We start from the raw sequence: 12,738 nt of genomic DNA, 5'->3' as shown, positions 1-12,738 counted from the left end.
AGAATGGGCACGTGACGAGGATCGTGATCATCGGTGGCGGACCAGGCGGCTACGAGGCGGCTCTGGTGGCGGCGCAGCTAGGCGCGCAGGTCACCATGGTCGAACAGGACGGGCCAGGCGGGGCATGCGTGCTGACCGACTGCGTGCCGTCCAAGACGCTCATCGCCACCTCCGTGCGTAAACAGGCCCTCCTCGATGCCCCCTCGCTGGGCATCGGATTCTCCGGCGGACTCGATGGTGACGTCGGCGTGGCGAGCGTCGATCTGCCGCTGGTCAACAAGCGGGTCAAGGAGCTGGCGCAGGCCCAGTCGGCCGACATCGAGACGCGGGTCGCCGCCGAGGGTGTCGAGATCATCAAGGCCCGCGGGCGGCTGGTCGACCCGCAGCTGGTCAAGGCGGGTGACCGCGCGATCAAGGCCGACGTGGTCATCGTGGCGACCGGCGCGACGCCGCGCATCCTGCCGGGGGCCGAGCCCGACGGCGAGCGCGTTCTCACCTGGCGCCAGCTCTATGACCTCGACGCGCTGCCCGAGCACCTGATCGTGGTCGGCTCCGGGGTGACGGGCGCCGAGTTCGCGGGCGCCTACCGCTCGCTGGGCGCCGAGGTCACGCTGGTCTCCAGCCGCGATCGGATGATGCCCAACGAGGACGCCGACGGCGCCGAGGTGCTCGAAGAGGTCTACCGGCGCCGCGGCATGAACGTCATGGGCCGCTCGCGCGCCGCCTCCGTCAAGCGGACCGCCGACGGCGTCGTGGTCACGCTCGAAGACGGCCGCACGGCTGAGGGCTCCCACGCGCTGATGACGGTCGGCATGGTGCCCAACACGGGCGGCATCGGCCTGGAGGAGGCCGGGGTCCAGCTCGACAGGAACGGCTTCATCAAGGTCGACAAGGTCTCGCGTACCTCCGCGCCGGGCGTCTACGCGGCCGGTGACTGCACCGGCGTGCTCATGCTCGCCTCGGTCGCCGCCATGCAGGGCCGCATCGGGGTCTGGCATGCGCTGGGCGAGGCCGTCCAGCCGCTCCGGCTGGCCACGGTGGCCTCCAACATCTTCACCGATCCGGAGATCGCCGCGGTCGGCGTGGCCCAGCGCTCGATCGAGGCCGGCGAGATCGAGGCCAACGTGGTCAAGCTGCCGCTGGCCACCAATGCCCGCGCCAAGATGCAGGGGTTCAACGACGGCTTCGTCAAGCTGTTCTGCCGTCCGCACACCGGGATCGTGCTGGGCGGGGTCGTGGTGGCGCCGCGGGCGTCGGAGCTGATCCTGGCGCTCTCGGTGGCGGTGCAGCAGCGGCTCACGGTGGATCAGCTGGCCCACACCTTCGCGGTTTATCCGTCTTTGTCGGGATCCATCACCGAGGCGGCCCGCCGGTTGATGCAGCCTGAGGCGCAGATCGGGATCTGACCGGGCTTTCACGAAAACGGGCGCGTCCCCCGAAGGGAACGCGCCCGGTCATTCGCTGGTCGTTTTACCAGTCGCCGCCGCCGAAGTCGCCACCACCGAAGTCGCCGCCGCCGCCGAAGTCGCCCCAGCCGCCGCCACCTCCGCCGCCGAAGTCGCCGCCGCCACCGAAGTCGCCGCCACCGCCACCGCCGTCGGAGAAGCCCTCGGCGTAGCCGGCGCCGTAGCCGCCGTAACCGAAGCCGCCGCCGAGCAGGCTGCCCATCATGGTGCCGATGAACATGCCGGTCATGATGTCGCCGAAGCCGCCGTAGTAGCCGTAGGCGTAAGGCTGGTAGGCCGGGCCCGCGTCGTAGTAGGGACGCCGCTGGCCGTCGACCATGACCTCCCGCATCTGCGGGTCGAAGCCGCGCTCCACGGCCTCGGCGTCGCTCGCGCAGGCGGGTACGTCGCGCACCGCGCCGCCGGGCGGGGCCCAGCGCACGTCACGTACGGACGGGCCGTGCTGCGGGTTGAAGAAGCAGGGCGCCCGCCGCTCGGGGACCGGCTGGTTGTTGACCTTGGCCTTCACCACGGCCAGCGCGTAGCGGCCGTCCTCCAGCGTCTGGGTCACCTCGCGCACCTGCTCGGCCCGCTGCACCGCCGCGAGCTGCGTCTTGGCCTTCTCGTAGGAGTCGAGTGCCTGCTGCCACTCGGTGATGTGCTGGCCGCTCTGGCCGGAGAGCGCGACGTCGGTGTCCAGCGTGGTGATCTCCTCGCCGAGCTTGGTGACGTCCTCCTCCACGGTCTGCTTGACCGCGGCCAGGTCCTTGGCGTCCTGGATGGCCTGCTTCTTCTTCTTGTTCTTGGAGTAGACGAAGTAGCCGCCGCCGCCGACCACGACGAGCGCGCCCAGGGCGATCAGCGCGCCGCTGCCACCGCCACTGCCGCCCACCGGGCCGGAGTCGAGTGCGGCCTTCTTGCCCTCGGAGGCGAGGTTGATGCGCTCCACGAAGTCGTTCATGCCGGACACGACGTCGTCGTGGTTACGCACCGCGAGCTGGGACAGCCGGTTGGTGAGACCGGGCTTGCCGAAGTTGGACTCCGCGAACAGGGAGTTGCCGTCGAGCACCGCCACGGTGACCCGGCCCCCGTTCTTGGCGGCCGCGGTGGCCGTGCCAAGGGTGTCGAGGTACTGCTTGGCATTGTCCGTCGTCAGCGTGCCGTCGGGCAGGGCCGCGACGTAGATGTCGCTCTTGGAACCCTTCAACGTGTCGCGGATCTCGGACTGCTGGTCCGAGGTCAGCGGCGAGCCCGGCTGAACGAACAGCGGATCCTTCTTGTCCTTCCAATAGGACACAATGCTCGATGCGTCAGGGGGTGCGGCCGCCGCGTTGGCGGCAGGGGACAGCGCAAGGACGACGAAAAGACCGGCGATCAGAGCCGCGATCGCGGCCCCTGCTCGGCGCAGCGAATGGGTCATTGGCAGCAAGCCTCCTTCGCCCAGGATGACGAACGGGCGCTCGACAAAGTTCCTCTACAGCGCACGTTACCCGTATGGAGTCGGTCGAGCGCTGGGCGTGGTCAAGGTTCTCCGAGCCTCCGGCACGATCAAGCGTCCTTGATCTCGCAGATCGTGGCGCCCGACGTGACGGTCTGCCCGACCGCGGCGGTCAGGCCCGTGACGGTGCCCGCCTTGTGCGCGGTCAGTGGCTGCTCCATCTTCATGGCCTCCAGCACCACGATCGCGTCGCCCTCGGCCACCGTGTCGCCGTCGGCCGCGACGACCTTGGCGATGGTGCCCTGCATCGGGCTGACCAGCGCGTCGCCGCCCGCCGCGGGCTTGCTCGCGCCGCCGCGTCTGGGCTTCCTGGCCGCGGGCGGGGCGGAGCCTCGGGCGGTCGTACCGAGGCCGGAGGGGAGGACCACTTCGAGGCGTTTGCCGCCCACCTCGACCGTCACCGACTCTCGGGAGGCGGGCTCGTCGGCCGAGCCGTCGCCCGCGTAGGGCGGGATCGTGTTGTCGAACTCGGTCTCGATCCACCGGGTGTGGACGGCGAACGGCTCGGCGGTGAAGGCCGGGTCCGACACGACCGCGCGGTGGAAGGGCAGCACGGTCGGCATGCCGTCGATCTCGAACTCGGCCAGCGCCCGGCGCGAGCGCTCCAGCGCCTCCGTACGCGTACGGCCGGTCACGACCAGCTTGGCCACCAGCGAGTCGAACGTCTGCGGCACGGTCATCCCGGCCTCGAACCCCGAGTCGAGCCGCACCCCGGGACCCGACGGCGCGCGCATGACCATGAGGGTGCCCGGGGCGGGCAGGAAGTTACGGCCGGCATCCTCGGCGTTGACCCGGAACTCGATCGAGTGGCCGCGTGGCTGCGGATCGGCGTAGCCGAGTGTCCCGCCGTCGGCGATGCGGAACATCTCACGGACCAGGTCGAGGCCCGACACCTCCTCGCTCACCGGGTGCTCGACCTGCAGGCGGGTGTTGACCTCCAAGAAGGAGATCGTGCCGTCCTGGCCGACGAGGAACTCGCAGGTGCCCGCGCCGACGTAGCCGGCCTCGCGCAGGATCGCCTTGGAGCTGATGTAGAGGGTCTCGACCTGCGACTCGGACAGGAACGGCGCGGGCGCCTCCTCCACCAGCTTCTGGTGGCGGCGCTGGAGCGAGCAGTCGCGGGTGCCGACCACGACCACGTTGCCGTCGCGGTCGGCCAGGCACTGGGTCTCGACGTGCCGCGGGCGGTCGAGGTAGCGCTCCACGAAGCACTCGCCGCGGCCGAACGCGGCGGTCGCCTCGCGTACGGCCGAGTCGTAGAGCTCGGCGACCTCCTCCAGCCGGCGGGCGACCTTGATGCCCCGGCCGCCCCCGCCGTAGGCGGCCTTGATCGCGATGGGCAGCCCGTGCTCCTCGGCGAAGGCGACCACCTCCGCCGCCCCCGACACCGGGTCCTTGGTGCCGGCGACCAGCGGCGCGCCGACCTTCTGCGCTATGTGCCTGGCCTGGACCTTGTCGCCGAGCGCGGCGATGGCGGCGGGCGGCGGGCCGATCCAGATCAGGCCCGCGTCGATGACGGCCTGGGCGAAGCCGGCGTTCTCGGCCAGGAAGCCGTAACCGGGGTGTACGGCGTCGGCGCCGGAGCGCCGGGCTATCTCCAGCAGCTTGCCGATGTCGAGGTAGGTCTCGGCAGCGGACCGGCCGCCCAGCGCGTACGCCTCGTCGGCGATCTTCGCGTGCAGGGAGTCGAGGTCCTGGTCGGCGTAGACGGCCACGCTGCCGATCCCGGCGTCCTTGCATGCCCGTGCGATCCGGACGGCGATCTCGCCCCGGTTGGCGATCAGAACCTTCTGCACCGACCTAGATCCTTCCGACGCCCTTTCTCCACAAGCATTGAACGGAGTGTAAGTGCTCGTTGTCGGCCGACCCTCAGCGACCCAAGTACGCCCCGCCGTTCACATGGAGCACCTGCCCCGTCAGGTGCCGCGCACCCGGAGTGGCGAGGAACAGAACAGTGTCGGCCACGTCAGACGGGGTGCCGGGGCGGCCGTTGCGGGTGTTCTCGACACGGGCCCTGATGCCCTCCTCGGTCAGGCGGCCGCGGAAGAACTCGGTGTCGACCACCAGGCCGGGGGAGACCACGTTGGCGGTGACGCCCCGGGGGCCGAGCTGGGCGGCCAGGTCGGCGGTCCACGCCTCGACGGCCGCCTTGGCCGCGCCGTACGAGCCGGAGCCCGTACCGCGGGCGGCGATCGAGCCGATCGTGATGATCCGCCCGCCCTTGGCGAAGCGCGGCAGCAGCGCGGTCGTGACGAGGACGGCGGACAGCAGGTTGGCGTTGAGGTTGGCCAGCCACGCCTCGGCCACGTCCAGCAGGTCGTCGGACTGCCGCCGGTCGAGGTTGGTGTTGCCGCCCGCGTTGTTGACCAGGACGTCGACCCGTTCGGGCAGGCGGCTCGCCGCCACCTTCACGGCGGCGGGGCTCGCGGCGTCGAAGGGCAGGAAGTCGGCGCCGAGCCGGGACGCGGCCTCCTTCAGCACATGCTCGCGCCGCCCGGTGATCGTTACCCGGTCGCCCGCGGAGACGAACGCCGCCGCGACCGCGTAGCCGATCCCGGTGCCACCGCCGGTGACCACAACCTCGCGCATGGCCGGATGCTCCTTAGATCCGAATATTCCTCTGGAAGACCATAGCCGCTCGGCATAACAGGAGCGAGGTGTGAGTGACGCGTCTATGTTGAGGGCGCTTTCAGTCGATCCAGGAGGTATGCATGAGCCAGAGCCTGCTCGGTGGCGACCCCGCGGAAATGCAGCAGATGGCCACCCAATTCACCCAGCAGTCCGAGGCGGTGCGCACCACGATGACCGCGCTGGACCGCGAGGCCGCCAAGGTCGGCACCGCTTGGACGGGCCCGGGAGCCGAGCGCTTCCAAGGGGCCTGGCAGAACTACCGGACGGCCTTCCAGCGCATGACGGAAGAGCTCCAGGAGGCCTCCCGGGTGATCAACACCTACCGGGGCAACATCGAGTCCGCCACCCGCTGAGTCTCGCGGAGGGGCCCCGGCCTGACCGCCGGGGCTTCTTTCCCTTAGGGACGCCGGGGTACTTTCCTTCAGGTCGGCAGGCTACGCTCTTCCGCCATGATCGGACGGACTCTCGCGGCGGGCGTGCTCGCCCTGCAGCTCGCCTCGGCCCCCGCCTTCGCCGCGGTGGAGGCGGAGAGGGCAGCGCCCGTCGAGTGCAAGCCGCGCAAGGGGACGACGCAGCTGCCCGGCACCGAGCCGTGGGCACAGCGAAGGCTCGACATCAAGAACGTGTGGCGCATCACCCGGGGCGCGGGCGTGAAGGTCGCCGTCGTCGACAGCGGCGTCGACTACCAGCACCCGCAGATCCAGATCTCCAAGTTCATCGACATCACCCACACCGGCTACCGCGACTGCGTGGGGCACGGCACCGCCGTCGCGGGCATCATCGCCGGTCGCTACCTCGCCGGGGTCCCCTTCCACGGGGTCGCCCCCGAAGCCCAGCTCATCTCGGTGAAGCAGAGCAACAGCGAGGAGGGCGAGGTCGCCGACCTGGTCAAGGGGATCAAGGAGGCGGTGGACCGCAAGGCGGACGTGATCAACGTCTCGGTGCGGGCCGCCGACCATCCCGACCTGAAGGCGGTCATCCAGTACGCGCTGTCCAGGGACATCGTGGTCGTGGCCGCCGCCGGCAACATCACCAAGGAGGACGGGCCGCCCGAGCCCGCCTACCCCGCGGCCTACGACGGCGTGCTCGCCGTCGGCTCCGCCAACAGCAACGGCCAGCGCGCCGACTCCTCCAACACGGCCACGCCGGTCGGCGTGCTCGGGCCGGGCGTGGACATCACCGCCCCGTGGACGGGCAAGAGCTACATGCGCGGCCTGGAGGGCACCAGCTTCGCCGCGCCGTACGTGGCCGGGGTGGCCGCGCTCGTCCGCGCCCGCTTCCCCAAGCTCGACCAGCAGCAGGTACGCCAGCGCATCACCGCCACGGCCGACGGCTCTGTGGGCACGGGCACCGGAGCCGGGATGGTCAATCCGCTGCTGGCCGTCACCGCGACGCTGTCCTTCGACCCGGCCGGCGCCCCGGTGGTCGCCCCGCCACCGCCCTCGCCGCTGCCCGCCGACGCGGTGGCCAAGGTCCCGGCGCCCGACGAGCACGCGACGAACGTCTCTCTCCTGGTGACGGTCGGCGCGCTGGCCATCGCCGGCGTGGGGGCGGCCTGCGCTCTGCTCATCCCGCTGGGTCGCCGGCGCGGATGGCGTCCCGGTCGTCCGGCGGCCTGATGTCCTGACGGTTAAATGTCAGGTTGCGTCCGAAACTACTGATGCAAATGTGACAGGTTTGGTTGAATGTACTGCAGATCGCGTTTTGAGGTGAAGGGAAAGAGATGCACCCTCTGCAGCCGGGTGATCCAGAGCGCTTAGGAGCTCACACCCTCTTTGGACGGCTGGACGAGGGGCCGCGAGGAGTCGCGTACCTCGGCAAGGAGTCCGACGACGGACCCACCCGAGTGATCAAGCTGCTCCCGGCCGTTCCGGGCGCGGGCCCGCAGGACGCCGAGCGGTTCAAGGGCGTCCAGCGCATTTCGAGTGTGTACGTCGCCAGGACCCTGGACGCCGGCATGCACGGCGAGCAGCCGTACATCGTGCGCGAGCACATCGAGGGCCGCAGCCTGGCCGAAACGGTGGCGGCCGAAGGGCCACTCGACGGCGACACCCTGGAGCGGGTGGCCGTGGGCGTGCTGACCGCCCTGACGGCCGTCCACCTCGCCGGGGTCACGCACCGCGGGCTCACCCCGCACAACGTCCTTCTCGCCGCCGACGGTCCGCGCGTCACCGACATCGACCTCGGCGAGGCCGTCGGCGAGCTGGGTTACCGCTCGCCCGAGCAGCTCAGCGGACTGGGTTACGGCCCCTACGCCGACGTGTTCGCCTGGGCCGCGTCGATCGTCTTCGCCGCGACCGGGCAGCCGCCCTTCGGGCACGACGCCCAGGCGGTGCTCAACGAGGAGCCCGAGGTCGGCGCGCTGGCCGAGCCGCTGCGCCGGGTGGTCCTCTCCGCGCTGTCCAAGGACGTCGCGCAGCGGCCGACCACCTACACCGCGCTGCTGCAGCTTCTCGGGGACAAGAGCGGGGCCGCCGCGCCACGGGTGGGCGTCGTCGCCACCGTGCCGCCGCTGGCGCCGCAGGACGAGCTCTTCCCGCCGCAGACCATCCAGCTCCCGCCGCTGCAGGTGCCGGTCGAGCACCAGCAGCCGCTCGAAGGGGTGCCGGTCCCGCAGCAGACGTGGGGCCCGCCGCCCGTGCCGCAGCAGGGACCCACGTGGGAAGGGGCGCCCGGCGGGCAGCCGCCTGCCCAGGTGTGGCAGGTACCGGCCCAGGGCGGCGCCGCCGCTCCCCGGCGCAAGTCGTTCCCCATCGGGCTCGCCGCGGCCGTCACCGCCGTCATGCTGCTGTCCGGCGTGGGGCTGTGGGGCGCCGGTCACTACGCCAAGCTGGAGCCCGTCTCCAACTCCGCGTCGGAGGCCACGAAGAGCGGCACGCTGGCGATCGGCGGTGGCGGCGGTGACTCCTCCACACAGCAACAGCAGCTGCAGCCCGGCCAGCCAGACCCGCAGCAGTCGCAGCCCGACGTGACGGTGCCCTGGGCGTCGGCCAGCCCCGACCCGACCGACGTGGCCCCGTTGGTGCTGCCGACCGACTATCCCTCGCAGGCGCCCACGGCGCCGGAGTTCAGCACGGTCCCGACGCCGCAGCCCATCCTCACGCAGCCGGTGACCCAGCCGACGGTGACGCAGCCGGCCGCGCAGCCGACGGCGACGCAGCCCACCGCGAGCGCCTCGACCGAGCGCAAGGGCCGGAAACGCCACACGCCGACACCGACGCCGACCGAGTCCAAGCAGGACCCGACGCCGGACCCGAAGCCGACGAAGACCAAGGAGCCGGAGCCGACGCCGGAGCCGAGCAAGACCAAGGAGCCGGAGCCGGAGCCGACGAAGACGACTGAGGCGCCGAAGCCGACGCCGACGAAGACCACTCAGTCGCCCAAGCCGACGCCGACGAAGACCACGGCCAAGCCGACGCCGACGAAGACCACGGCCAAGCCGACGCCGACGAAGACGACGGCCAAGCCGACGCCGACGCCGCCCAAGACGAACCCCTACACGCCGACGCAGGTGTGCGGATCCGGGTTCAGCGTGCAGCGCAGCGGTTCGTTCGCGGGCGGGGTGACCTACCAGCTCTACAACAGCGGCAGCGGCGAGAACTGCGTGGTCACCATGAAGACCACGAACGTGGGTGTGAAGAGCCAGGTCAGCGCCACCCTCGACGTGCAGGGCGGGGGGAGCAGGACCGACTCCGGCATGTACGACTACTACGCGGGCCCGGTCAAGCTTCCCGCCAAGGGCAAGTGCGTGAAGTACGCGGGCAGCACCGCCTCGGGCAGCACCAGCGCCCCATACGGCAACTGCGGCTGAGACAGCGCGAAAAGCGGGGCCGGTGAGGAGTGATCCTCACCGGCCCCGCTGCCGTCCGGGGGTCCTCACGGGCACTGCCGTTGCCCGGGGGTCAGTCCTCCCAGGCGCGCTGGGTGCGGCGCATCCCTTCGAGCCGTTCGCCGGTCTCGCGGGCGTAGGCGTCCTGCAACTCGTCCAGGTCGCGCTTGAACGTGCCCAGCACGTCCTCATCGCCCGGCACCATCCCGAGACCGAGCAGGTCGCGCGCCTGTCGCTCGTGGTCCTCCTGGGCCGCGCGTACGGCCTCGACCACGTCGCGGCCCAGCTCTTCCGGATCCAGCCGCATGGCCCGGTGGGTGATCTGCACGTCGACGAGCCTGCTGTCGGCGTCCACGCGCGCGGAGACCGCTCCGCCGCGGCTCTCACCCGAGCCGGTCAGCTGACGTAGCGCCTGCGTGGCGTTTTCGAGCTCGCGCATCGTCCGTTCGCTGGCCTGTACGAGCCGGTCGAGCTCCACGAGGCGGGGGTCACTGGAATCCATGCGCCCCACGCCACCGGCAGCAGGTTAACGAACGCCAATCGGAAGCCGTCCAGTCGTCTAACTGATCATTAAGACTGCCATGAGAGCGGGGAGACGAGACCCGACATCAGGAAGAATTCGTACATATGACGATGAAAGCGGCTACGCCGGGACAGGAGATCTACGTCACTTCCACGGCCATCGGTCACCTGCGTGATCGGGTGGACGATGAGCTGAAGGTGGCGATGTCCTTCGTCAGGAGCCTGGTCGGCACGGTCGGGATCGAGTCGCCTGGCTTCGGCGTACTCGGGGAGATGGTGCTGGGCGGCACCTACGACGGCATGTGCCGGTGGGCCGACAGCACCCTGGGCGAGGCGGAGAAGACGATCGACAGCTGGTCGGGGGCGCTCGAGCGGGCCGAGCGCAACTGGCATACCGCCGAGAAGGCCAGCGCCGTGAGGTACCGCAAATGAGCTCCTACGACAACCTGCGGCATCCTGCCTACAACCCGCCCTCCACCGCGAACACCGGCTACTCGCCCTACAGGTATCCCGGCTACAACGCGCCCAACACGCCGGGCTACAACGCCTACAAGCCGCCCACCTTCGGGCCGCCTCCGCAGATGCCGGAGCCGATCGGGCCCAAGGTGCTGGAGTCGATCAAGCGGCTGGGCCGGATGTCGGCGTGGCTGGTGCCCGCCGTGATCGTCGCGGGTACGGCCATCGCCAACGAGCCGGGTATGGCGCAGGCGGCCGCGAACTGGAAGAACGGCATTTCCAACCGGCTCGACGACGGGGTCAAGCAGCTGCTGCCCCAGCTCGTCGCCACGTCGCGGAGCGGCTGGATCGCCCTCGACCAGCAGGAGTTCGAGCGGGTCGTGTGGCTCTTCCACCGGGAGATCGGTGCGCTGCGCGGGGTGCTCGGCGACGTCGGGGGCATGGTCGACGAGGTGGCCGCCGGGTACCGGAGCTACTGGGTCAAGCTGGCCACGCTGGGCGTGACGACGGCCACCCTGCTGCTGTTCGCCAAGCAGCTGCAGGCGTTCCCCCACACCAAGCTGTACGGCGGGCTGCTGGAGAAGTTCATCGCCTCGGGCACCACCGGCGCGGTGGCCGTGCTGACCTTGACGCTGGTGTCGGGCCTGCGCGGGGCGGGCGACATCATGTCCACCGTGATCAAGAAGGAGCACCAGTTCGGCTACATCAAGCCGGGCGGCGCCGCCGAGATCGACTTCGAGCAGGCGACCATCGACGCCGCGAAGTTCCCGTCGTTCAAGGCTCCGCCGAAGCCCGGTCAGCTGCCTCCGGGCTCCGACAAGTTCGACTGGGTGGAGCCCAACCAGGAGACCACCTAGTAGGGGCGGTACCCGCCGCCCCGCTCCAGTGAGGCGATGCCCGGGTGCTCGCCGAGCGATCCGTACCGCTTGTACGTGTACAGGACCCCGGCGATGATGTTGTCCACCGGCTCCAGGATCTGCTTGTGCCCCGGCAGGCTGTTGGAGTCGAACGTGGGCGGGATGGTCTGCATCAGCCCCTGCGACGGTATGCCGTTCTTGGCGTTGATGTCCCAGTTGTTGATGGCGCTCGGGTTGCCCCCGGACTCGTTGTAGATGATGGTCCAGATCCGCTGGATGTCCTTGGGGTCGTTCGGGTCGAGGTCCTGGATCTTGTCCAGCAGCCCCCTGGCCCGCAGCGTGTCGGCCATCTCCGGAGACTTGATGATCCGGAGGGCCTCCTTGATCCACTCCACCACGTCGGCCTTGGGCGCCGGCGCGTTGTCGGCCGAGGAGACGCCGCCGCTGAAGGCGTAGCCGGCGCCGCCGCCCGCGCCGCCGCCGTCGCTGCCACCGGCGGCGGCCGCCGACTCCAGCGAAGTGCGCTTGTCCTCGAACGGCGTCCTGACCCACTCGACCTTGTGGTCGCCCGGCTCGAAGTCGGCCCCGTCCGGCCGGGGGACCTTGGTGAAGAAGCCGAACTCGCCGTCCGCGCCGAGCTCCTTGGCCAGCGCCTTCTTGGCGTCCTCAAGGTCGCCTTCGGCCTTCTCGACCAGCTTCTCCGCCTTCGTGACGTTGCCGCTGACGATCGTCGTCTTGGCCAGAGCGTCCTCGGCGTCCTGGGCGGTGGCTTTGGGGTTCAGCTTCGCGTACTGGGTCTTGTACTCCGCCGCGCGTTGGACCGCGTCCTGGCAGAGGGCGTTCACCTTGCCGTGGGCGTCCTCCAGCGAGGTGGCCGCCTTGTCGAGAGCGTCGGCGCAGGCCGACAGCGCGTCATTGAGACCGGCGCTCGCCCGCGGGTAGGCGGCCATGTGCTTGGTGAACGCGTCGGCCGAGCCGCCCTGCCAGGCCTTGTCCACCTCGCCGACCGACTTGGTCAGGGAGTTGGTCGACCTGGTGACGTGACCGGCCGCCGTCCGCCACGCGTTCGCGGTGCTCCTGATCGCCTGCGGATTGCCGGTCACCTTGGCGAGGAGGGCGGCCAGCCGGCCGCCACCGGGAAGGTCGCCGACGCCGCTCATCCGCCGGAGGCCTTCGAGGCTTTGCGCAGGTTGGTCTCCACCTGGTCGATGGCCTTCTCGACGCTGGTCAGGCGGCTCTTGCCCGCCTGCAGCTCGTCATTGAGCGCCCGCCAGACCTTGTCGACGTCCGTGGCCAGGCCGCCGGAGTCCTTGAGGTCGCCGAAGGTCTTCGACGAGGTCCCCCCGGTCGGCGCGGTGGACTTGGTGCCCTCGAACGCGTCGTCCAGGTCGAACATGTTCGCCACTTTGCGGGCCCGTTTCCCGCATTCTTCGAGCGCCTGGAAGTGCACGTCGACCCAGCCGCTCATCGGACCCCCAGACGTATTGCTGCGAAGTGCAC

At 70.3% G+C, this 12,738-nt stretch carries 12 protein-coding genes; 6 read left to right on the top strand and 6 right to left on the bottom strand.

The window, feature by feature from the left end; genetic code table 11:
• Positions 1 to 11 precede the first annotated feature (11 nt).
• Positions 12 to 1,406, top strand: a complete 1,395-nt coding sequence (locus LDL49_RS24030; RefSeq protein ID WP_225293569.1) for an NAD(P)H-quinone dehydrogenase — start codon at positions 12 to 14, stop codon at positions 1,404 to 1,406.
• 64 nt (positions 1,407 to 1,470) lie between these two features.
• Here the strand turns inward: LDL49_RS24030 and LDL49_RS24025 are convergent, their stop codons facing one another.
• From LDL49_RS24025 to LDL49_RS24015, 3 genes are all read right to left on the bottom strand, one after another.
• Entirely contained in the window at positions 1,471 to 2,865 is a 1,395-nt protein-coding gene (locus LDL49_RS24025; protein WP_225293567.1) for a hypothetical protein, read from the bottom strand.
• A gap of 128 nt (positions 2,866 to 2,993) precedes the next feature.
• Positions 2,994 to 4,739, bottom strand: a complete 1,746-nt coding sequence (locus tag LDL49_RS24020; protein ID WP_225293565.1) for an acetyl/propionyl/methylcrotonyl-CoA carboxylase subunit alpha — start codon at positions 4,737 to 4,739, stop codon at positions 2,994 to 2,996.
• Positions 4,740 to 4,812: 73 nt separating this feature from the next.
• Positions 4,813 to 5,532 (bottom strand): SDR family NAD(P)-dependent oxidoreductase, encoded by a 720-nt coding sequence (locus tag LDL49_RS24015; protein WP_225293563.1) that lies wholly within the window; start codon positions 5,530 to 5,532, stop codon positions 4,813 to 4,815.
• A 122-nt stretch (positions 5,533 to 5,654) separates the two neighbouring features.
• Between LDL49_RS24015 and LDL49_RS24010 the strand changes: the two genes are divergently transcribed.
• From LDL49_RS24010 to LDL49_RS24000, 3 genes are all read left to right on the top strand, one after another.
• Positions 5,655 to 5,927, top strand: a complete 273-nt coding sequence (locus LDL49_RS24010; protein WP_214633406.1) for a WXG100 family type VII secretion target — start codon at positions 5,655 to 5,657, stop codon at positions 5,925 to 5,927.
• A gap of 96 nt (positions 5,928 to 6,023) precedes the next feature.
• Entirely contained in the window at positions 6,024 to 7,193 is a 1,170-nt protein-coding gene (locus LDL49_RS24005) for a S8 family serine peptidase (RefSeq protein ID WP_225293561.1), read from the top strand.
• Positions 7,194 to 7,297: 104 nt separating this feature from the next.
• Complete coding sequence (locus LDL49_RS24000) at positions 7,298 to 9,385, top strand: serine/threonine-protein kinase (RefSeq protein WP_225293560.1); 2,088 nt, start codon at positions 7,298 to 7,300, stop codon at positions 9,383 to 9,385.
• A gap of 91 nt (positions 9,386 to 9,476) precedes the next feature.
• Here the strand turns inward: LDL49_RS24000 and LDL49_RS23995 are convergent, their stop codons facing one another.
• Positions 9,477 to 9,905 carry a YbaB/EbfC family nucleoid-associated protein gene (locus LDL49_RS23995; RefSeq protein WP_225293557.1) on the bottom strand — a complete coding sequence of 143 codons (429 nt, stop codon included), beginning with the start codon at positions 9,903 to 9,905 and terminating at the stop codon, positions 9,477 to 9,479.
• A gap of 125 nt (positions 9,906 to 10,030) precedes the next feature.
• Between LDL49_RS23995 and LDL49_RS23990 the strand changes: the two genes are divergently transcribed.
• Both LDL49_RS23990 and LDL49_RS23985 read left to right on the top strand, forming a co-directional pair.
• Positions 10,031 to 10,357: a hypothetical protein gene (locus tag LDL49_RS23990; RefSeq protein WP_225293555.1), complete on the top strand. Its 327-nt coding sequence runs from the start codon at positions 10,031 to 10,033 to the stop codon at positions 10,355 to 10,357.
• Complete coding sequence (locus LDL49_RS23985) at positions 10,354 to 11,238, top strand: hypothetical protein (RefSeq protein WP_225293553.1); 885 nt, start codon at positions 10,354 to 10,356, stop codon at positions 11,236 to 11,238. Before LDL49_RS23990 ends, LDL49_RS23985 begins: the two co-directional genes overlap by 4 nt.
• Here LDL49_RS23985 and LDL49_RS23980 read toward each other — a convergent pair.
• A complete protein-coding gene (locus LDL49_RS23980) occupies positions 11,235 to 12,398 on the bottom strand; it encodes a WXG100 family type VII secretion target (RefSeq protein WP_225293551.1) in 1,164 nt (387 codons plus the stop codon). The genes LDL49_RS23985 and LDL49_RS23980 overlap by 4 nt on opposite strands.
• The gene (locus LDL49_RS23975) at positions 12,395 to 12,706 is read right to left on the bottom strand and encodes a hypothetical protein (RefSeq protein ID WP_225293549.1); all 312 of its coding nucleotides are present in this window, start codon (positions 12,704 to 12,706) and stop codon (positions 12,395 to 12,397) included. Before LDL49_RS23975 ends, LDL49_RS23980 begins: the two co-directional genes overlap by 4 nt.
• Between the last annotated feature and the right edge of the window lie 32 nt (positions 12,707 to 12,738).

The sequence above is a fragment of the Nonomuraea aurantiaca genome (assembly GCF_020215705.1).
Classification (GTDB): Bacteria; Actinomycetota; Actinomycetes; order Streptosporangiales; family Streptosporangiaceae; genus Nonomuraea; species Nonomuraea aurantiaca.
The sequence above is the reverse complement of the archived record's forward strand: the minus strand, read 5'-3'. Positions and strand labels throughout refer to the sequence as shown.

Coding starts and splice junctions, on each gene's coding strand:
- LDL49_RS24025 (WP_225293567.1), bottom strand. CDS start 2,865: ATGACCCATTCGCTGCGCCGAGCAGGGGCCGCGATCGCGGCTCTGATC.
- LDL49_RS24015 (WP_225293563.1), bottom strand. CDS start 5,532: ATGCGCGAGGTTGTGGTCACCGGCGGTGGCACCGGGATCGGCTACGCG.
- LDL49_RS24010 (WP_214633406.1), top strand. CDS start 5,655: ATGAGCCAGAGCCTGCTCGGTGGCGACCCCGCGGAAATGCAGCAGATG.
- LDL49_RS24005 (WP_225293561.1), top strand. CDS start 6,024: ATGATCGGACGGACTCTCGCGGCGGGCGTGCTCGCCCTGCAGCTCGCC.
- LDL49_RS24000 (WP_225293560.1), top strand. CDS start 7,298: ATGCACCCTCTGCAGCCGGGTGATCCAGAGCGCTTAGGAGCTCACACC.
- LDL49_RS23995 (WP_225293557.1), bottom strand. CDS start 9,905: ATGGATTCCAGTGACCCCCGCCTCGTGGAGCTCGACCGGCTCGTACAG.
- LDL49_RS23990 (WP_225293555.1), top strand. CDS start 10,031: ATGACGATGAAAGCGGCTACGCCGGGACAGGAGATCTACGTCACTTCC.
- LDL49_RS23985 (WP_225293553.1), top strand. CDS start 10,354: ATGAGCTCCTACGACAACCTGCGGCATCCTGCCTACAACCCGCCCTCC.
- LDL49_RS23980 (WP_225293551.1), bottom strand. CDS start 12,398: ATGAGCGGCGTCGGCGACCTTCCCGGTGGCGGCCGGCTGGCCGCCCTC.
- LDL49_RS23975 (WP_225293549.1), bottom strand. CDS start 12,706: ATGAGCGGCTGGGTCGACGTGCACTTCCAGGCGCTCGAAGAATGCGGG.